The sequence below is a fragment of the Stenotrophomonas terrae genome, assembly GCF_039674165.1.
GTDB classification, from domain to species: domain Bacteria; phylum Pseudomonadota; class Gammaproteobacteria; order Xanthomonadales; family Xanthomonadaceae; genus Stenotrophomonas; species Stenotrophomonas terrae_A.
The window spans coordinates 32,167-51,304 of the sequence record NZ_JBDJMY010000019.1; the positions used below are offsets into that span (position 1 = coordinate 32,167).

At 61.9% G+C, this 19,138-nt stretch carries 16 protein-coding genes; 13 read left to right on the forward strand and 3 right to left on the reverse strand.

The features are described 5' to 3' along the window. The first annotated feature begins 10 nt into the window (after positions 1-10). Both ABE493_RS10555 and ABE493_RS10560 read left to right on the forward strand, forming a co-directional pair. Entirely contained in the window at positions 11-1,522 is a 1,512-nt protein-coding gene (locus ABE493_RS10555) for an FAD-dependent oxidoreductase (RefSeq protein ID WP_346498877.1), read from the forward strand. A gap of 2 nt (positions 1,523-1,524) precedes the next feature. Then, positions 1,525-1,716 (forward strand): hypothetical protein, encoded by a 192-nt coding sequence (locus ABE493_RS10560; protein WP_057626798.1) that lies wholly within the window; start codon positions 1,525-1,527, stop codon positions 1,714-1,716. Positions 1,717-1,860: 144 nt separating this feature from the next. Here the strand turns inward: ABE493_RS10560 and ABE493_RS10565 are convergent, their stop codons facing one another. Genes ABE493_RS10565 through cutA form a run of 3 tightly spaced genes read right to left on the reverse strand, consistent with a single transcriptional unit; the run spans position 1,861 to position 5,138 of the window. After that, entirely contained in the window at positions 1,861-2,451 is a 591-nt protein-coding gene (locus tag ABE493_RS10565; protein WP_346498878.1) for a TlpA disulfide reductase family protein, read from the reverse strand. After that, entirely contained in the window at positions 2,451-4,811 is a 2,361-nt protein-coding gene (locus ABE493_RS10570; protein ID WP_346498879.1) for a protein-disulfide reductase DsbD family protein, read from the reverse strand. Before ABE493_RS10570 ends, ABE493_RS10565 begins: the two co-directional genes overlap by 1 nt. 3 nt (positions 4,812-4,814) lie before the next feature. Further along, the gene (gene cutA, locus ABE493_RS10575; RefSeq protein ID WP_346498880.1) at positions 4,815-5,138 is read right to left on the reverse strand and encodes a divalent-cation tolerance protein CutA; all 324 of its coding nucleotides are present in this window, start codon (positions 5,136-5,138) and stop codon (positions 4,815-4,817) included. Between the two features lie 179 nt (positions 5,139-5,317). On the opposite strand from cutA, the gene ABE493_RS10580 reads away from it, so the two are divergent. The 11 genes from ABE493_RS10580 (at position 5,318) to ABE493_RS10630 (ending at position 18,582) form a co-directional block, all read left to right on the forward strand. Continuing rightward, positions 5,318-5,725, forward strand: a complete 408-nt coding sequence (locus ABE493_RS10580; protein ID WP_346498881.1) for a type IV pilin protein — start codon at positions 5,318-5,320, stop codon at positions 5,723-5,725. After that, the gene (locus tag ABE493_RS10585) at positions 5,722-6,222 is read left to right on the forward strand and encodes a pilus assembly FimT family protein (protein ID WP_346498882.1); all 501 of its coding nucleotides are present in this window, start codon (positions 5,722-5,724) and stop codon (positions 6,220-6,222) included. The genes ABE493_RS10580 and ABE493_RS10585 overlap by 4 nt, the downstream gene beginning before the upstream one ends. Continuing rightward, entirely contained in the window at positions 6,206-6,625 is a 420-nt protein-coding gene (locus tag ABE493_RS10590) for a type IV pilus modification PilV family protein (RefSeq protein ID WP_346498883.1), read from the forward strand. The genes ABE493_RS10585 and ABE493_RS10590 overlap by 17 nt, the downstream gene beginning before the upstream one ends. Positions 6,626-6,627: 2 nt before the next feature. Continuing rightward, positions 6,628-7,332, forward strand: coding sequence for a PilW family protein (locus ABE493_RS10595; protein ID WP_346498884.1), 705 nt, complete (start codon positions 6,628-6,630; stop codon positions 7,330-7,332). A gap of 20 nt (positions 7,333-7,352) precedes the next feature. After that, positions 7,353-9,611 (forward strand): hypothetical protein, encoded by a 2,259-nt coding sequence (locus tag ABE493_RS10600; RefSeq protein WP_346498885.1) that lies wholly within the window; start codon positions 7,353-7,355, stop codon positions 9,609-9,611. 249 nt (positions 9,612-9,860) lie between these two features. After that, entirely contained in the window at positions 9,861-12,302 is a 2,442-nt protein-coding gene (locus ABE493_RS10605) for a type VI secretion system Vgr family protein (RefSeq protein ID WP_346498886.1), read from the forward strand. A 5-nt stretch (positions 12,303-12,307) separates the two neighbouring features. Next, positions 12,308-12,754 carry a DcrB-related protein gene (locus tag ABE493_RS10610; RefSeq protein ID WP_346498887.1) on the forward strand — a complete coding sequence of 149 codons (447 nt, stop codon included), beginning with the start codon at positions 12,308-12,310 and terminating at the stop codon, positions 12,752-12,754. Between the two features lie 25 nt (positions 12,755-12,779). Beyond that, complete coding sequence (locus ABE493_RS10615) at positions 12,780-17,579, forward strand: polymorphic toxin type 47 domain-containing protein (RefSeq protein WP_346498888.1); 4,800 nt, start codon at positions 12,780-12,782, stop codon at positions 17,577-17,579. A gap of 2 nt (positions 17,580-17,581) precedes the next feature. Further along, positions 17,582-18,013 (forward strand): hypothetical protein, encoded by a 432-nt coding sequence (locus tag ABE493_RS10620; protein ID WP_346498889.1) that lies wholly within the window; start codon positions 17,582-17,584, stop codon positions 18,011-18,013. Continuing rightward, a complete protein-coding gene (gene imm31 / locus ABE493_RS10625; protein ID WP_346498890.1) occupies positions 18,014-18,325 on the forward strand; it encodes an Imm31 family immunity protein in 312 nt (103 codons plus the stop codon). A 41-nt stretch (positions 18,326-18,366) separates the two neighbouring features. Beyond that, positions 18,367-18,582, forward strand: a complete 216-nt coding sequence (locus ABE493_RS10630; RefSeq protein WP_346498891.1) for a hypothetical protein — start codon at positions 18,367-18,369, stop codon at positions 18,580-18,582. Positions 18,583-19,138: the final 556 nt, after the last annotated feature.

Consider the following 19,138-nt stretch of genomic DNA (forward strand, 5'->3'; position numbering starts at 1 on the left):
GAGGGGAACCATGGCCAGTCGCAACGCCGTCAAACAGTGGGACCAGCAGTACGACCTCGTCATCGCCGGCTTTGGCCTGGCGTCGATGTGTGCCGCCATCGAGGCGCACGATCTGGACCCGAACCTGTCCATCCTCATCCTGGAAAAGGCCAATGAGGCCGAGACCGGCGGCAACAGCCGCGTGGCTGGCCAGTCGCTGCTGATCACCAAGAACGCCAAGGTGCTGGCCGAATACCAGCGCAAGATGAGCGTGGCCAACCCGATCCCGGAAGACATGCTGGTGCCGTGGTCCGAGGCGATGGAAGCGCTGGAACCGTGGATCCAGGAACGTGCGGCCCAGGCCGGCGCCCAGTTCATTCATGGCACCGGTTTCTCCGAGCGCGATGCGGTGCTGGAGTTCCCGGAGTTCGGCGCGCGCGAAGCCGTGCATTGCACCGCCACCATCCTGCCGATTCCGTCCGGTGTGTACCTGGCGTTCCGCGAGAACATCCGCCTGCGCCCGCGCATCCAGATTGCCTATGAATCGCCGCTCAAGGATCTGGTGCAGGACCCGGACACGCTGGAAGTGTTCGGCGTCATCGCCGAGCAGAACGGCCAGCGCGTGGCCATCCGTGCCAACAAGGGCGTGGTGATGGCCACCGGTGGCTTTGAAGCCAACCTGGACATGCAGCGCAACTATTTCGGTCTTGCCAACCCGGCACCGCTGGGTACGCCGCACAACACCGGCGACGGCATCAAGATCCTGCAGAAAGCCGGCGCCGATTTGTGGCATATGCGCAACCAGGGCCAGTCGGGCGGCATCTGGCCGGGCTTCAAACCGGAAGGTTTCGTCAACGGCTTCCTGCGCAACTTCTTCTGGCAGAGCTTCAGCTGGATTGAAGTGGATGCAAACACCGAGCGTTTCTACAACGAAACCGCCGAGTTGCAGCTCACCCATTACAAGGAAAAGAAGCACGGCCATTGGGTGGACACCCCGCATTACCGTGCGCAGCCGGTGCACATGATCTTTGACGCCATCACCTGCCAGTACAACAAGCTGGTGGTGGAGGTAATGAGCTGGAACCCGGTGGTGCGCGGCTACAAGTGGTCCGAGGACAACTCGGTGGAAGTGGAGAAGGGCTGGATCCAGAAGGCCGACACGCTGGAAGAGCTGGCAGTGAAGATCAACCGCGACCCGGCCAAGCTGCGCGCTGAAGTGGAACGTTACAACGCGGCGTGTGCAGCAAAGAACGATGCGGACTTCGGCCGCAACCCGGACACCTTGTTCCCGATCGCGCAGGCGCCGTTCTATGGCATGCGCGTGGACCCGGTGATCGTCTGCACCGGCGGTGGTGCGCGCCGCAACATCAAGTCCGAAGTACTGGACCACGATGGCAAGCACATTCCGCGCTTGTATGAAGCCGGTGAGATGGGCTCGATGTTCTCCGATCTGTACCAGAACGGTTCGTACCTGACCGAGGCGATGATTTCCGGTCGCGCTGCAGGCCGTGAAATCGTTGGCCTTGGCAACTGGGAGGGCTGAGCATGAAGGTTGCAACCCCCGCCATGAAGCTGGACGTGCGCATCAATGACGTGAAGGCCGAGGATGGCTTGCTGGTGATGGACGGCGTGGCCGGCATGTTGCCGTGCAAGACCAGCCTGACGCCGGCCGAGTTCCGGCAGATGATGAAGCTGGCGCTGCGCCCGAGCGTGTTGGCGCTGTTGTTCAAGAAATAAGCCAAGCGGGGCCGTGCAGCGCGCCGGCCGCGGCTCGAAGCCCCTCTCCCACCGGGAGAGGGGTTGGGGAGAGGGTAAGGCGCGAAGCGAGAAGCAAGAAGCAAGAAGCGCCGTACCTTGACGGCCCATCCAGAGTGCAGGAATTCACTCCGCTGCGGCTGGCCCCACATCCGCCACCCAGGCATCAATCTCGCCTGCTTTGAACGGCCCCAGCTTCTGCTTGAGCACGCGTCCGTGCGCATCAAGCAGCACGCTGTAAGGCAGCAAACCCTGCGAATTGCCGAGCTTGACGCTGGCGTCATTCGGCCCCGGTGTCTCGATCACGATCGGGTAATACACCGGCACGTTGCCGAGAAAATCCAGCACCGCCCCTGGCGTATCCAGAGCAATGCCAACCACCTGCGGGCCATCATCGGCATGACGCGCGGCAAAGCGCGCCAGCTCCGGCATTTCCTCGATGCAGGGCGCGCACCAGCTCGCCCACACATTGATCAGCAGCGGCTTGCCCTTGAAGCGATCCGGGAACTGCACCGGCATCCCATCCAGGTCGGGCAGAGTGAAGGACGGCAGCAACTCGCCGACCCGTACGCCCTGCACCGGCGTTGCCGATTCAAGTGGCGCGGCAGGTGCGTTCATTGAAGGAAGCGGCGGTGAGGTGGGGCGGGTCAGCCAAGCGCCAGCCGACAATCCGGCCGCTGCGGCAATACCCGCCACCCACCACACGGCGCGACGCATCAGCGTGCCGCGCGCAACAGCGCGTCTTCAGCGACGGACTGGGTCAGCACGGTCGGCAGCACGCGTGGCGGTGCACCTGGGCCGTAGACCACGTACAACGGCACGCCCACGGCTTTGTGCTGGTCCAGGAAGGCGCTGATCTGCGGATCGACATTGGTCCAGTCACCGCGCATGTACACCGCGTTGACCCGCTTGAGCGTGTCGCGGAACTTGTCGCGGTCCAGCACGTTGCGCTCGTTGGCCTTGCAGGTGACGCACCAGTCGGCGGTCATGTTGACGAATACCACGCGGTTGTCGGCGCGCAGGCGGTCCAGCATCTGCGGCGAGTAGGCCACGCTGCCTTCGCTGGCAACGGCGGCACCCGGCGGCGCCAGGCGGGTCACGCCCCACACCGGCACCAGCGCCAGCAGCGCGATCACCGCGCCCAGCACCATGCCGAGCGTGCGGCTGTGCCAGCGGCTGCGCTCGAACCACCACAGGCCCAGCGCCAGCATCGTCATGCCGACCAGCATCAAACCCATCGCATCGATGCCACGCTGCTTGCCCAGCACCCACAACAGCCAGATGGCGGTGAGGTACATCGGGAAGGCCATTACGTGCTTGAAGGTTTCCATCCATGCACCCGGCTTGGGCAGGCGCTTGGCCAGCGCCGGCACAAAGCCGATGAGCAGGAACGGCAAGGCCAGGCCCAGGCCCAGTGCCAGGAACACCAGCATCGCCAGCGCCGGCGGCGCGGTGAAGGCATAGGCCAGGGCCGGGCCCATGAACGGTGCGATGCAGGGGCTGGCCACTACGCAGGCAAGCACGCCGGTGAAGAAATCACCGCTGGGGCCGCTGCGGCTGGCGAGTTTCTGGCCGAGCTGGCCGGCGTTGCCCCCCAGGGTGAACAGCCCGGACAGGCTCAGGCCCACCACGAACATCAGATACACCAGCGCGGCGATGAACCACGGGTGCTGCAGCTGGAATCCCCAACCGGCCGCGTGGCCGGCGGCGCGCAGCGCCAGCACCAGGCCACCGATCATGGTGAATGCGACCAGCACCCCGGCCGTGTACCAGAGCGCATGGCTGCGCGCGTGCTGGCGGCTTTCGCCGCTCTGTGCCACGCCCAGCACCTTCAGTGACAGCACCGGCAGGACGCAGGGCATCAGGTTCAGGATCAGGCCGCCGGCCAGGGCCAGCAGCAGGATCCACAGCAGCGAGCCACTGCCCGCGGTGTCTGCCGGCGGCTGGCTGCGGCGGGTGTTGTCGGCCGATGCATCCGGCGCGGCTTCAGCCAGGCTGGCAGCCTCGGCAGCCGGGCGAACAACCAACGGCTGCGGTGCCGGTGGGTTGGCCGGGTCGATCAGCGGCATCGGCGTGACTTCGCCCTTCTTGCCAGCTGGCAGCGGCGGAATCACCAACGGGGCGACCGCCAGTTCTTCCTTTTCCTTCTGCGAAACCTTGCCGGCGGGCAACGACAAGCGTACCCGGCGGGTCATTGGCGGATAGCAGATGCCGTCGGTCTGGCAGCCCTGGAAGGTGACCACCAGGGTGGCCGGCGTGGCCTCGGGCTTGTCGCGGCGCAGCGGCAGCGGCACGTCGACCTGGTCGAAGTAGACCACCACGTTGCCGAAGTGTTCGTCGCGGTAGGGCTTGCCGGCCGGCCATTGCGGGCGGCCAGCACGCACGCCGTCGGCGCCTTCCAGCGCCAGCGAGGTGCGGTCGCGGTACAGGTAATAACCCGGCGCCGGCGAGAACCGCAGCAGCAGGCGGTTGCCATTGTCGACAATGGCCTCGAAGCCGAATGCCTTTTCCGACGGCAGCGGCAGGCCTTGCACGGCGGCCGTACCAGGCAGGTTGAGGCCGCCACCGGCGTTGCCGGCCAAGGGGTTGAACATCGGCGCTGCCGCCGGAGCGGCCGCTGCAGCCGGGGCCGCGTTGGCACCGGCGGCGGGCAGTCTTACTTCAACGGTGCGTTTCTGCGGCGGATAGCACACGCCGGCATCGGCACAGCCCTGGTAGCGGACTTCGAGGGTGACGCTGGTGGCGCCGGCATCGGCGGTGCCCGGCAATACCGAACGCAGTTGGCGGTGGTAGGTCTCCACGTCGCCGAAAAATTCGTCGTGTTTTTTCTCGCCCGGCGGCATCTGCAGGGCGCCGGCGGTGAAGCCCGGGCCAGTCTTGACGCTGGTGCGGTGGTGGTAAAGGTAATAACCCGGGGCGATGTCCCAGCGCAGCTCGATGCGATCGCGGCTCGGGGCCTCAACGCGCAGGGCGAAGGCCTGGTCAACCGGAAGCAGGTCTTTTTCACTGATGGCCAGCGCCGGCAGGGCGCTGAGCGAAAGCAGGCAGAAGGCGGCAATTTGTCGCAACAGCATCATTAATTACGTTTCCTCCCGGGTCTGCGCCCGGATCCAGTCCAGATACGCCGGCAGGCCGGCGCTGGGGGAGATCGCCACGATCTCCGGCAATTCATAGGGGTGGTGCAGCTTGATCGCGGCGCTCAAGGCATCCAGCCGATCAGCGCAGGTTTTGATAACAAGCTGAATCTCTTCAGCTTGTTCAATCTGTCCCTGCCAGCGGTACACAGACCGCATGGCAGGCAACAAGTTCACACAGGCAGCCAACCGCTGCTCCACCAGGTGAAGCGCCAACGCCTGCGCGGTTTGAGCGTCGGGGCAAGTGCAAAAGACCAGTCTTACGTCCATCCGGTCATTGTCGCAGAAGCGCTTGTAGCACTTTCAGTTGGAAGTATTGACATCGTTGTCATCGATTGTATATTGCGCCCGGTCACAGTTTCACCTGTTCGTCACCCGATCAGAGGGGACGGCCAAATCTTGCAAGGTGCCGTTCGACGACGTGTTCGCAAAGCTCAACAGGGGGGCGCATGCCACAACGCAACAGTCAGGGTTTCACGCTTATCGAGCTGATGATCGTCGTGGCCATCATTGCCATCCTGGCGGCCATCGCCATGCCGCTGTACGCGGACTACGTGCTGCGTAGCAAGATCCGCACGGCGCAAAGCGATTTGATGGCGCTGTCGAGCACGGTCGAGAATTTCCGCCAACGCACGCTGGGTTATCCGGGCAGCGATGCGGCGGCCAAGAAGGGTTGGAGCGCGGCCACCAAGGCCGGCCAGTTCAGCTACACCTATACCGCCACCAGTGCTGGCTACGAACTCAAGGCGATTGCCGGCGATGCGCTGGGCAAGGCCAGCGGCTGCACGCTGATGCTGGATCAGGGCAATGGCCGCACGGTCTCCGGCAACTGTGCTGGCGTGAGTGACTGGCCATGAGCCGGCGTGCCATGGGTTTTTCACTGATCGAATTGATGGTGACCCTGGCAGTGATGGCGATATTGGCGCTGGCGAGCATGCCGTTCGCGCTGCAGTGGGTCGACAGCAACCGCCAGATGCAGGCCCGCAACCTGCTGTGGGAAGCGGTTTCGCAGACCCGCGCGCTGGCATTGCGCAACCCCGAGCATGTCACCGGCAGCGCCATCGCGGCGCGGCTGCAGCAACAGGACCGCAGCTTGCGGGTGTTGCGCGGCGCCGGTAATGAAGTGCTGTGGCAGGGCGAACTGCCGCGCGGTGGCGACTACCGCTTGGCCGGCGCGGATGACTACGCCGATGCCGATGCGCTGCAGGCCTCGGCCAACCTGCTTTCCTGCGTGGCCTTCGACAACCGCGGCCAACGCCTGCCCGCCGCTGCCAGCTGCAGCAGCGGCGCCACCCATTCGCGTATTGCCATCGGCATGAACAGCCAGGATCCGCTCTATGTCGATCTGCTTTGATTCCCGCCGCCGGCAACGCGGCGACATGATGCTTGAGGCCCTGGTCGGAGTATTGATCACCAGCATCATCGGCGCCGGCCTGGCTCACGTGATGGCCCAGGTGATGAACAGCCAGCGCGACGCCAAGGTGGAAAACCTGATGGTCGAGCGCCTGCGCGACAGCCTGCACGGCCACGGCGTGAGCCTGTGCGGCAGTGACACACTGGAAATCAGCCTGCCCAATGGCGAGGCCCGGAACGCGGTCATCAGCTGCGAGCCGGCAACGGCAACCCTGGCAATGGCGGGCGTGACGCGCACGGTGGAAGCCCCGCAGCGAGTGGATCTGAAAGTAGCGGCCACCGACCTGGGCAACAAGGGCGCTGGCGAAGACGATCCCGATCTGCTGGTGTCCACGAGGCAATGAGCATGCACCTGCATTCCGCATCCGGAATTGGCCGCGCGCGACAGCGTGGGCAGAGCCTGATCAGCATGATGGTGGGGTTGGTGATTTCCCTGATCACCATCGCCGCGATGATGACGCTGTACAAAACCATGGTAGAGGTTTCCAGCAACGCTTCGCGCTCGGCATTGCGCGATGGCCAGGTATCGGCGGCATTGCTGTCGGCACAGCTGGAACTGCAGAGTGCGGGATTCGGTGTGCCCGCGGCCGACAGCTTGAACAGCAAGCTGTTCGTGAGCGAAGCAGGCAAGCAGCTGGTGTGGCGGTACAAGGCCACGCTTGCTGACAGCGGCCACCTCTGCTCGGGATTGCGCCTGGTTGATGGTGAAGGCCTGTACCGCTTCAGCCCCAAGGCCTGCAGCGATGCTGCGGTAGCGACATGGAACAGCAACGAGCAGCAACTGCTGGCCGGCAGTGCTGCGTTCTTCACGCCGCTGCAGAAGGACGGCAGCGCGTTTGCCGCGGACGAGCAGGAGTTGGCCGCGATGACGCTTGCGCCCGGCTATGTGTTCCTGCTCAAAGGCCAACGCCAATGCCTGCCGTACATGCAGCAGGACTTCAGTGCCACGCCCACGGCCGCCGTGGGGCAGCAACTGGCATTGGAGCGCGCTGACGGCAGTAGCCATCTGTTCATGGCCTGCCTGCCCAACCTGGCGGTAACCACCAGCTGATGACCAAGGAGCACGCGCGCATGGACAGGAATCGTTATTCGGCTTGGAAGCGACAACGCGGCGTCGCCACGCTGCTGATCGTGTTGATGGTGGGCCTGGCGGTATCGGTCACGGTGGCTGCAACCATCTATTCACTGCGCGGCACCCAATCGCAGCAGCTCACCACGCATTCGGCAACGGCGGCGCAGGCAGCGGCCTGGCGTGGCGTGGAAGCCCTGCGCCTGTACCTGCTGCAGGTGGAAACCAGCGTCTGGCCGGGTTGGGTAGGCAACGACGCCAAGCCGGTCACCGGTCTGGAGGCGCTGGGAATTCGCGCCGCAACGGTGACCTCGGTGGAGGCAACTGGCAGCGATCACTACCGGGTGAGCGCACAGGTCACCGGCACCGCCGGCGTTGGCAATGCATTGACCACGGCAACGGTGGAAGTGGTCTATGACGTGGTGCCGGGCAGCGGCACGCCGGGTCTGCCGCCGGTATGCGCGTCCATGCCCAAGGCGCCGATGGTCTTCAATGGCAACCTGGATTACAGCGGCGGCAAGCTCGACGTCACCAATGCGGTCAACTACGAGAACATCGTGGTGGCAGGCAACCTGACCATCGGCGGCGGCTCCACCGCGCGCATCTCCGGCTGCGTAAAGGGAGATGTTTCCTTGACCGGCGGTGGCATCACCGACAATGGTCATCTGTATTCGGAAGGCAATATCCGCATCCATGGCATGGGCAACCCCAGCGGCACCACGCTGTGGGCGCGCAATATCGAAATCGGCAATGGCGTCAGCGGCGGCAACTACAACGCGATCAAGGCCGGTGCCTATGCGGTTGCCGTTTACGCGGGTACCCAGATGATCGGCACTGCAGAAGTCGGTGGCCGCTTGATTCCCTCCACCGTGACCGGCGGAACGCCGTGGGTGACCGGCACCGTTGCGCCGTTGGCCACTGGCCACGTGCTGATCACGCTGACCGACCAGAGCCAGTTCCTGCTGGATTTCAGCAGACAGGACACTGCCGGCGCGGCGATGTTCAAGGTTGATCCGGCCACCGGCCTGGTGACCGGCACGGCAAGCGCCGAGCGGCTCAAAGGTGCGGAAGATGTGGCCTTGCCGGAGGGACTGAGCTTGCGTTCCACCCGCATCGCCGGCGGCACGGTAGGGCTGGCAACGCTGACCGTCGGCCAGCTGTGGGGCTACAACGTCAACGTGACCGGTTGGAGTGGCAAGTACGAGACGCTATGGGCCAGCGGCGCCATCGCAATGACGTCGGGTACGGTCAAGAATCTATTGGGCGGCGGCAACATGACCGTCAACGATGTTGCGGTCAGTGGCTCGGGCCGTATCGCCGGCAGCCTCAACAAGAACCTGAGCAACGTGCAGGCCAACCAGGCTGGCACCAGCCCGGGCCTGCCGGGCATCCCGTACTGCGAAGCGCGGGTCAAGCCGGTGGATGCCGACAATTTCCTGGGCATGGCCAACTATGCCTTCAGCAGTGCTGGCGGTGTGGCGCAGCTGACCATCCGCAACGTCAAACGCGCCAACGGTGAGTCCATCGACGGTGTCTACCCGTTGCAGAATCCCAATGCCGCACAGCTGGCGATCCTGCAGGAGCTGATGACCTGCAACAACAGCAATGACAAGGGTTGTCGGAACGTGCTGCAGCGCGACGGCAGCTGGCTGCTGCACGGTGTTGGCAAGATGCCGGCCGGGGTGTTGTGGTTCGATCAGTCGGTGAAAATCGACGGTACCAGCACCGACATGCTCAACAGTGTGGTGGTGCGCGGTTGTGATGATCCCAGCCAGACGACCTGCGGGGGCAATGTCACCTTCACCTCGTCCGGTCACCGCGATTTCATCGCGCCGAATTTTGCCGGCGCCGCGCGCGTCTGTGGAGCTGAGTTCTACCCGAGCAATCTGTGCGCCAGCCGTTCGCAGTTCGTTGAATGGGAAGGGCCGGGCGCCGATGGCAAGCCGCAGACCTACCAGGGCCTGCCGATTGCCAACACCGCCGTCATCGCCGAAGGCGGCGCCGATATTGCCGGCTGGGAACTGCGTGGCAGCGTGATGCTGGGCAAGCAGCTGGCCACCAGCGGTGCCACCGTCACCATCCACGGCAGCTTGACCGTAGGCAGTAACCAGACCGCCGATACCACCATTTCCGCCGGTGGCATCTCGGTCGATGTTCCCAGTGGCGGTGGTTTGAATCTGATCCCCGTATGCAGTGGTGGTAGCGGCGGCCTGCCGGCCAGCCCTGCCAGTGCGTCGGTGCAGTGGTCGCGGTACCTGTGATATTCCAAAAAAAGTAGTTCAGCCTGCGGTCTGGGCGACTCTCTCTTGGCATGGCGTGTCCCGTAATCCCCCGGGGCGCGCCATTTTTTTATGCGTTGGTTTAAAGCGTGAAACCAAAATTCGAGCGCGCACGAAAGAAACCACTGTTTGCGCTGCGCTTTCAGATGAATCCCGGATCATCCTGGCGGCAATCTGCCTAAAGTCGAAGGAATAACCCTTCGCCTTGTGCCGTGCGCGGCAGGAAGCTGCATGCCAGAAAAATTCAAGAGTTCACCGCCCAAACACGGCGTCGGAACTTCGACGTTTGTGGCGACGAAAACCGCAGCCGACGTGCTGACACCAGCCAACGCCTTGAAGGCCGCCGACGCCGCGCTGCAATCCATTGATGGTGAAATCGCCGCCAAGGCGCATAAGGCAGTCGCGGTGGTTTCCTCTGCGGTGGGCGTGGTACAGGCGCTGCAAGGTGACAACGTCGCAGCGATGATTGCCGCCGGCGCGCCGCTGGCAGGTATCGCTGTTCCCGAGCTTTCAGCGCTGACTGGCGCAGCGCCTGCCGTGACCGCCCTGGCACAGTCGTTTGTGGCCGCCCCACGTCTGCCAACGTTTGGCACGCCGCCGTTTGTCGCTGCCACGCAACTGCCAGCACTCGCGACACCGCCGTTCGTACCCGCCACCTTGATTCCCGACGAGCACCCGCTCGGCGGGCAGGCCGTGCAGGATTTCATCCGCAAGCCCGAGTTCTACGCGCCGCCGATGACACGCCTGCGCGACGCGTTCGACGAGGAGCGTGGCGTACTCGAGGACAAGGATCGCCTGCTGCGCCTGCATGCTCCGCTAAGCGGGGACAAGCGGCTCTATGCATCGTCGATGGCAGGCAGCAGTGCGCTGTCGGACCTGTACTGCTATCGCCTGCAGTTGCTGTCGCGCAACGCGGGCATCGATCTGCAGGAAGTGATGGGCAACAACTTCACCGTCGGCATCAAGCTGGCCGATGGCAGTGAGCACCCGGTCAATGGCTACGTCACCTCCTTCGGCTTTGCCAGCACCGATGGTGGGCTTGCGGTGTACAGCGCCGAGCTGCGGCCGTGGCTGTGGTACCTGGGCACGCGTATCAACAGCCGCATCTTCCAGGACATGTCGGCATTGGATGTGCTGGACGTTGTGTTCAAGGACTACGGCGGCCTGCCGGACTATCAGGTGCGGGTCAACCGCAGGCCAAGCGCGGAAACCTATATCGTCCAGTACGACGAGAGCGACCTGAATTTCGTCAGCCGGCTGCTTGAGCGGCACGGCCTGTTCTACTACTTCGAACACCGCGCCGATGGCCATCGCCTGGTCATCAGTGATGACTCGGCCGACAGCACGTTCTGCCCACCGCAGGGCAATCACGCCGTGGTCCGCTACAACGCCGGCGATCATGTGGATGCGCAGGACACGCTCACCGCATTGGCGGCCTACCGCAACTTCCAGCCCAGCGCGGTGGCCTTGAATACCTTCAAGTACGCCGATCCGTATGCGGTGCAGTACGTGGAGCAGCCCACCGTCGCCCAGCAGGGCGAGGTGCCGAAGTTGACCGTCTATCACGGCAATCCGGCCTACGCCTTCCCCGACAAGAAAGCCGGCAGCCGCGACGCCCAGCACCTGATGGAGGCTTACGAGTGGCAGGCCAAGCTGTTCATGGCGCAATCGCAATGCCGTGGCATGGAGGCCGGCCACACCTTCCAGTTGAGTGGCCACCATTGGTTTGAAAGCGAGGCCGATGCCGACTTCCTGGTGGTGGGTGCGCAGATCGACGCACGCAACAACTTCAATCTGGACGGCAACAGTGCAGATGAGGCGGATGTATATGAAAACAGCCTGACCTTGATCCGCCGCAAGGTTCCTTACCGGCCGGTGCGTCATCACGCCAAGCCCGCGATGAAAGGCCCGCAGACCGCAACGGTGGTTGGACCGGCCGGGCAGGAGATCCACACCGACAAGCTGGGCCGCATCAAGGTGCAGTTCCCGTGGGACCTGGAAGGCAAGCACGATCAATCGAGCTCATGCTGGATACGTGTTTCACAGCCGTGGGCCGGGCGCGGCTGGGGCACGGTATCGATTCCTCGCATCGGCCAGGAAGTGCTGATCGACTACATCGAAGGCGACCCGGACCGCCCGGTCTGCACGGGACGACTGTTCAACGCCCAACAGACCATGCCGTTCGACGGCCCGGATGGCGGCAACGTGATGGGCTTCATCAGCAATTCCACGCCCGGTGGTGGCGGCCAATGCCGCATGACCATCCGCGATACCGCCGGCAAGGAACTGATTGATCTGTATTCGCAGAAGGATATGAACATCACGGTGCTGGATGCGGAAACGCACGTGGTGGACAAGGGCAATCGCTCGGTCACGTTGAAGACTGGCGATGAGTCGAAAACGCTGGCCCAAGGTGGGCTGAGCGAAACCATCGCCAAGAAGCGGTCTACCGATGCTAATTCGGTTCAGGTCAAGACCAAGGGCAAGACCGATAGCCCAGGTACGCAGCTGTACGAGGCGAGCGATCAGATTGAGCACGTCGTAGGCAAGGGCAGGATCACCATGACCACGGAGATGATCAAGCTGTCGTTTGGTCCATCCAGCATCGTGATCAGCAAAAAAGGCATCTTCATCGATGGCCCGGTAGTTCATTTGAATAAAGACAAGGTCTGATAAGTATGTTCGCAATCAATGAAGGCACGATCAGAATTCCCTCCGCGTGGAAGGATGAAAGCATCAACGTGCTTACCACCGCGCAAGGCAATGGCACCGGGTTGAGTTTCACCATTTCCCGAGACACGTTGCCATGGGGCATGGCGTTTGAGAGCTTCGCGAAGAAGGAGATTGCGGCAATCGCCAGCAGTCTGAAAGATCACAAACAGCTGGAACTGCTGCCAATGCAGGTAGACGGCCGTGAGGCGATGTTGTCCGAGTTCAGCTGGTCATCGGCGCAAGGGCCAATCCATCAATGCATGGTGCTGACTGCCGAACAGCAGCGGGCACTGATCTTCACCGCCAGCATGCCGGGGCTTATTTCACAGGAGCAGAAGCAGCAGATTCTTGCCTTGGTGGAGACCTTTCGCTTTCGCACCAGCGAAGACATGAATGCGGCCGTAGTGCAGTAAGTTTTTCTCAGGGAGAGACCAAGCCATGACGGTGCAAACAAGCGCTGCGGTTGGTGCGGCCAACAGTGCCCGGCGCAATGAGATCATGGATGTGGTGCGCCAGCCAGCGCAGGAGAGTTACAGCATCCCCAACCCTGATGTCAGCGACTTTGACCGGGGTAACAATACCGTTCTGGATGTTCTCGAAAGCGAGGAATTCAACTACGGGTTGATGGGGGCATCCGCGCTGGGTTCTGCTGGCGTGGCCGCGGCCGGTGCAGCAAGTGCTGGCGTTACCGCTGCGGGCGTTGCTGCGGCAGCCTCGCTGGGAACGTTCGCCATCGCCGCAGGTGCGGGCATGGCCGGCGGCTACCTGGGCAGCATGGCTGGCACCGGGCTGGCTGATTTCTACTACGGCACGCTGTGCGGCGAGAAAAAAGTCGCCACAGAAGGGGATACCCCCGCGCGCATGGGCGACCCCATCGCCCACATCGACAAAAACGCAGCCCTGTGGGGGGCGATCATTGGCGCGGCAGCTGCGATCGCCATCGTCGCAGTGACCGTGGCAACCTGCGGTGCCGGACTGCTTGTGCTCGCGGCGGCCGCTGCTACTGCAGGTTTTGTCGGCGCCGGTATCGCTACCTTTGCATCAACCGCTGGGCAGTACGGCGACAACAAGGGCGTCATCGCTGAGGGCTCAGGAAATGTGTTCTTCGAGGGCAGACCAGTCGCACGGGTTGGCGATCTGGTGGTTTGCTCCGAACATCCAGGGCCAAGCATGCTGGCCGAAGGCGCCAAAACCGTATACGCCAACGGCCGCAATATCGTGCGTGTTGGTCATCGCAGCACCTGCGATGGCAACGTCAATGATGGCTGCAAGACCATCGTTGAAGCCATCGAAACGGCCGTGGTCCATGAGGTCAAAGACAGCCGCTCACCTGAGCTGCGCTGGGCTAACATCATTGCGAATCTGCTGCCATTGCCACGCGGAAGAAAGCCAAAGCCTGGCGCCGATGCAGCACCACAGCAGCCGAAGCCGAAGCCGAAACCCGACACGCCGCCACAACAAAAACCGAAGCCTGACGCGGCGTCGCAAACAAAGCCGAAGCCAGACCCTGCTCCGCAACATAAGCCGCAGCAGGAGTCGAAGCCGAGTCAAACAACGGCTTCAAAGCAAGATCCCGCACCTGCGCCCAATAATTCAAAACCCGCTACCACCTCGTCCAAAGGCAAAGGCTGCGATACAGGGGAATGTACTAAGGTAGGTGAGCCTGTAGACATCGGCACCGGCGACTTTCTGCAGCAATGGCCGGCGCTGGCGCTGCCGGGAACCCTACCGCTACAGCTCACCCGCAGCTATCGCTCGACGGCGTCTTTCAGTGGTGCATTCGGCGACAAATGGATGGACGAATGGTCCCAGCGGCTGGAGCTGGACGCCGATACCGCAACCTTGCATACGCCGCACGGCGCGACGCTCGTATTCCATACGCCGGATGACGAGGTCCAAGCAGTCAATCTGCGCGAACGCCGTTACTGCCTGTTCGGCAAGCGCTCGAAGGTGCTGCGGCTGTTCGATCGCCGGACCCGTACCGTGCTCAGCTTTGGTCAGGAAGCTGGCCGGCAGCGATACCTGAGCGACATCGAAGATCTCAACGGCAACCGCATCCGTTTTCAATACGAAAATGGCGCACTCGCCCGCATTGAGCACAGCGACGGCTACGCTTTGCTGGTGCAGTGTCAGGGTCGCCGAATCACATCGGTGCAGGTGCAGGGCGGGGCAGAAGATGGCATGGAGCTGGTGCGCTGCACCTATGATGCTGATGGACGCCTCGCGCAATGCCGTAGCCATCAGTTTGGAACCCTGTTCCACGGCTATGATCGCGACGGCCGCATGCTGCGCTGGCACGATACCGCACTCACCGGCGCACACGTCACGTACGACGCCAAGGGAAGGGTGCTCAGCACGCGCACCGACAGTGGTCACTATGAAGACCGCTTCGTCTACGACGACGCGCAGAACTGTGCCCTCTACTACGACGCCGAAGGCGGCTGCAGCCAGTACTTCCATAATGCAGAAGGCCTGATCAGCTGCCTGATCGATCCGCTGGGCCATCACTGGCTGACGGAATGGGACGAGAACAACCGAAAACTGTCGCAAACCGATCCGCTGGGTCGTGTGACCCGCTTCCAGTACAACGATTTCGACGAACTGATCGAGGTCACCCATCCGGATGAGTCATGGGAGCGTTATGGCTACAGCAGCCTTGGTGCCATTACGTCAGCGGCCAGTTCGGAAGGAACTAAGTGGACGTTCCGCCATGATGCGCGCGGAAACCTGATTGCTGCGATCAATCCGCTCGGTCGACGTATAAGCTATCGCCTAAGCGGGAACGGACAGCTGCTGCGGCAGGAGAATCCAGATGGCACGCAGCTGCGCCTGGACTACGACCGCTACCAGCGGATCAACAAGCTGACCCGTGCCGACGGCAGCCACCACACCCTGCACAAGGATCTGTTCGGCAGAGTAGTGGAGAGCCAGGACGCACTCGGCCAGCAGACCCGCTATGAACATGCCGGTCATGCCAATCCGCGTGGCTCGGTAAGCAAGGTGACTCTGGCTGACGGCAGTACGCAGCAGATCAGCTACGACAGCGAACGCCTGCCCATCCGTCATAGCGACGGCGAAGGCCGCACTACCAAGTACCAGTACGGCGCCTTCGATCTGCTGGAGAGCGTCCACTATCCGGCGGGCGGCGGGTTGCAGCTGGGCTACGACAAGCTCACCCGGCTGGTCTGCGTGACCAATGGCGCCGGCGAAAGCTATCGCTATCAGTACGACGCTGCCGGGCGGCTGGTTGCCGAGACCGATTACGGCGGCGCGCGTACCCGCTACGAACACAACGCCGCAGGTTGGTTGCATACAACCCACCGTCCGGATGGCTCCACGCTGGGCTACGACTACGACCTGGCCAGTGGTCGCTTGCTTGCCATCCGCCGTTGCTCGGCCAATGCAGACAACCCGAGCGTCGATACCGAACTCGACTACGACGATGACGGCCGCCTGATCCGCGTTACCCATGGCGATAGCGTGCTCGAATACGAACGCGATGCCGTAGGCCGCCTACTGGCCGAACGCAGCAACGGCCGCGAGGTGCGCTGGAGCTACGACGAACTCACCGGTGCTCCCAATGAACTGAGCGCGGGCCATCAGGTGCAGTGGGCGTACGACGTCAACGGCGCCCTGAGCACGCTGGGCATCGAAGGCCACGCACCGCTGCAGATTCAGCGCGATGCCTTGGGCCGCGATGTGCAGTGGCAAAGCGCAGCAGGCTTTCAGTTGGCGCAGCAGTTCAATCCGCTGAGCCTGCTTACCAAGCAAACTGCCGGCAGTACGCCAAGTGCGGATGCTTTGTCGTACCCATCGCAAACCTATGGGCTGCACGCGCAGGCAACAGTGGTGCAGCGTGGCTACCAGTACGACCGTGCCTTCAATCCCGTGCAGATTGACGACCAGCGCTGGGGTAGCAGTCGTTTCCGCTACAACGGCAACAACCAGATCATCGGCCAGCATCTGGACGGCAGCGGGCAGCAGCCATCGCTGGACGAAAGCTTCGACTACGACGGTGCCCTGAATCTGGTCAGCCGCACGTTGTCGAATCTGCCAGGGGTAGAGCGCCACAGCGTGCAGCAGCGTGCCGGCCGCACGGTCCGCCAAGGTGGCACTACGTATCGCTACGACGCGCAGGGCCGCCTGCAGGAGAAGGCCGAGCAACCCAATGGCTTCCGACCGCAACACTGGAGCTACCGCTGGGATGCCGACAACCGGTTGATCGAGTTGACCACGCCCAAGGGCGAGCGCTGGCGCTATGCCTACGATGGGCTTGGGCGGCGTATCCGCAAGCTCAAAGTGATTGCGGGCGGGCTGCGGGATTCGGCGCATGCCGGCGGCGAAGCAACAGGCGGAGGCGGTGGATCAGCAGCAGTTCGATCCGCGCATACGCGCCGCGTTGTAGTGGGCGAGGAATACTTGTGGAGCCGTGACCAGTTGATTGAAGCGGCGCCGATCTACGCCGACGGCACCGTCGCCTATGACCAAGCCACGCAATGGGCCTACGCACCCGGCGGCCTGACCCCGCTCGCACAGAAGCGGGCAGACAAGCTCTGGTATGTCGTCTCCGACCACGTCGGTACGCCACGCGAACTTCTGGACGAAACCGGCGAGTTGGCATGGAGCAACAACCCCAAGGCCTGGGGCCAGCAGCGTGTATGGAGCCGAGCAGCCGCCAACGACGATGCAGTGGACTGCCCGATCCGCTTCCCCGGCCAGTATTACGACGCCGAGAGCGGACTGCACTACAACCGGCATCGCTACTATGATCCGGACAGTGCGCAGTACTTGTCGCCTGATCCGCTGGGTTTAGAAGGTGGATTCAGGCCGCAAGGGTATGTTGATAACCCGAATACGCATGTTGATCCGTTGGGGTTGAATAGTTGCGAGCTTACCGGCAACGGCTGGAAGTTTGATAGCGCAAAGGATGTAGACCTGAGAGGGACGGGGAAAACGTATAGAGATGCTCTAAATGAGGCATTTCAACGCACTGGGGTGCCGAAGGAAGACTTTGAGATAGTTGCTTGGGGGAAGGATCAATACGGGAAAACTATTCCCGTTGAATGGAGTGGTCCAGGCGGCGCTAGCGTAAACATGGACATTCCAGTATGGAATAATGTGAAGACGAACGGTGAGCTTGGTATGGGGCCGCATGCGCCTCATATCGGCTACCAGACTCCGGGAAAGCCAAAGCTGGTCGGGCACATTTTCGTAGACGACGTTCCGTCGACGAGGTAGCAATGCATAAATTCAGTAAAGCAAGAGAGTTGATCAACTCCGCGAGACAGCTTGGCTTGGATGCGGAATTGGCCGAGCCGGGTTACGCAGGCGAATATATTCGAAAGGTGCTTGGAAAATTCAAGCCATTTAGAGTCAGTGGCCACCTGCAGATCGGTGGCGGCGCGATGTCCGTCCCTACGGAAGGAAACGAGTACGCGCTTTCGAAACAACTCAAAGAGGAAATGGGTTGTGTCTTCTTTGAGCAGGGAATTTTGGATAGAAACAATTTGGTTGTCTTTAAAAATGCCACGGAGATTTCATTGGCAATAGAGCACAGCTTCGGTATGGAGTATTTTATCTCTAACGAAGGCGCGAGCTATCTGATTGCAGTGAATTTCTACGGAATTGAGTTTGCTGGCGATATCGAAATTCGTGATATGACGACGGGGTGAATGCACGTCAAGCTCATGGGAAATTCTGGATTTGATTTTTATGCGGTTGTCAGAGTCAAGGTTGGGGCGGATCGCCCTGTTCTGCAGGCCATTGATGGGCGAGTCGGCGCAGTCTTAGGCATGGCTCAAGCCGAAGACGGGTCATGGACCTATGCGGTTCATATTATTGATCTGGACGAATCGTGGAGTATTGGGGAGTCGGAGCTTGTTGCGACCGGCCGCACTATGAAACGAAAAGACTTCTACGGAGGCGAAGTGCTCTCTGTCGAAGTTGATAGAAAATGGAGAGGGGAGCGTTCGCCTGATGAGTAGGTAAAGGCCAGTAAGTTCAGTCATCAGGGAAAGTGCATCAGATGTTCATTTTTGAGAAGTATCGCTTTGACTATGCTGGAATTTCAAAAGTGATTGCAGCGGGAAATGAGCTGCGCGTCACCTATAGCGATTGGCGTGAGCAAGAGTGCACTCTTATTTTTACACGCGCCGCTGGGTATCAGTGGTTTAGTCCTGAAGGCCGTGCACTCAGTCATGGGTCGGTCGAAGCTGAAGATCCGTTTATCGCTGGCTTGTGAGAAGGCTGATGAGGACTCGATTCACAACGATGTTGAAGTTACGCTGCTCCTCGACCGCTGGATATCGCCGGCGCGGTGAGTATGTTTAAGAAGGGCGCTAATCTTAACGGCCAGGCTCAATGGGCAAGTGAACCTGACCCCGTTGATTGGATCTCAATTTCTATTTCGGCGGTGAAACGGCATCTCGCACTATCAGTACGGTGCCCTTGATCTGCTGGAGCACGTGTACTATCCGCCAAGCGGTGGCCTGCAGTTGGGCTACGACAAGCTGACCCGGTTGGTCTCCGTCACGGCAGCGGCTAAAGCTAGCACTATCACTACGACCCTGCTGGCCAGCTGGTTGCTGAGACCGACTACAGCGGGTACGTACCCGCTACGAGCACAACGCCGCAGGCTGGCTGCACACATCCCATTGTCCGGATAGCTCCACGTTGGGCTATGAATATGACTATGACTTGGCCAATGGTGGCTTGCAGGCTATCCGCCACCACTCAGCCCATGCAGACAACCCGAACGTGGATATTCTCTCCCATTGGGAAAGTCACCCTTCTGGCCC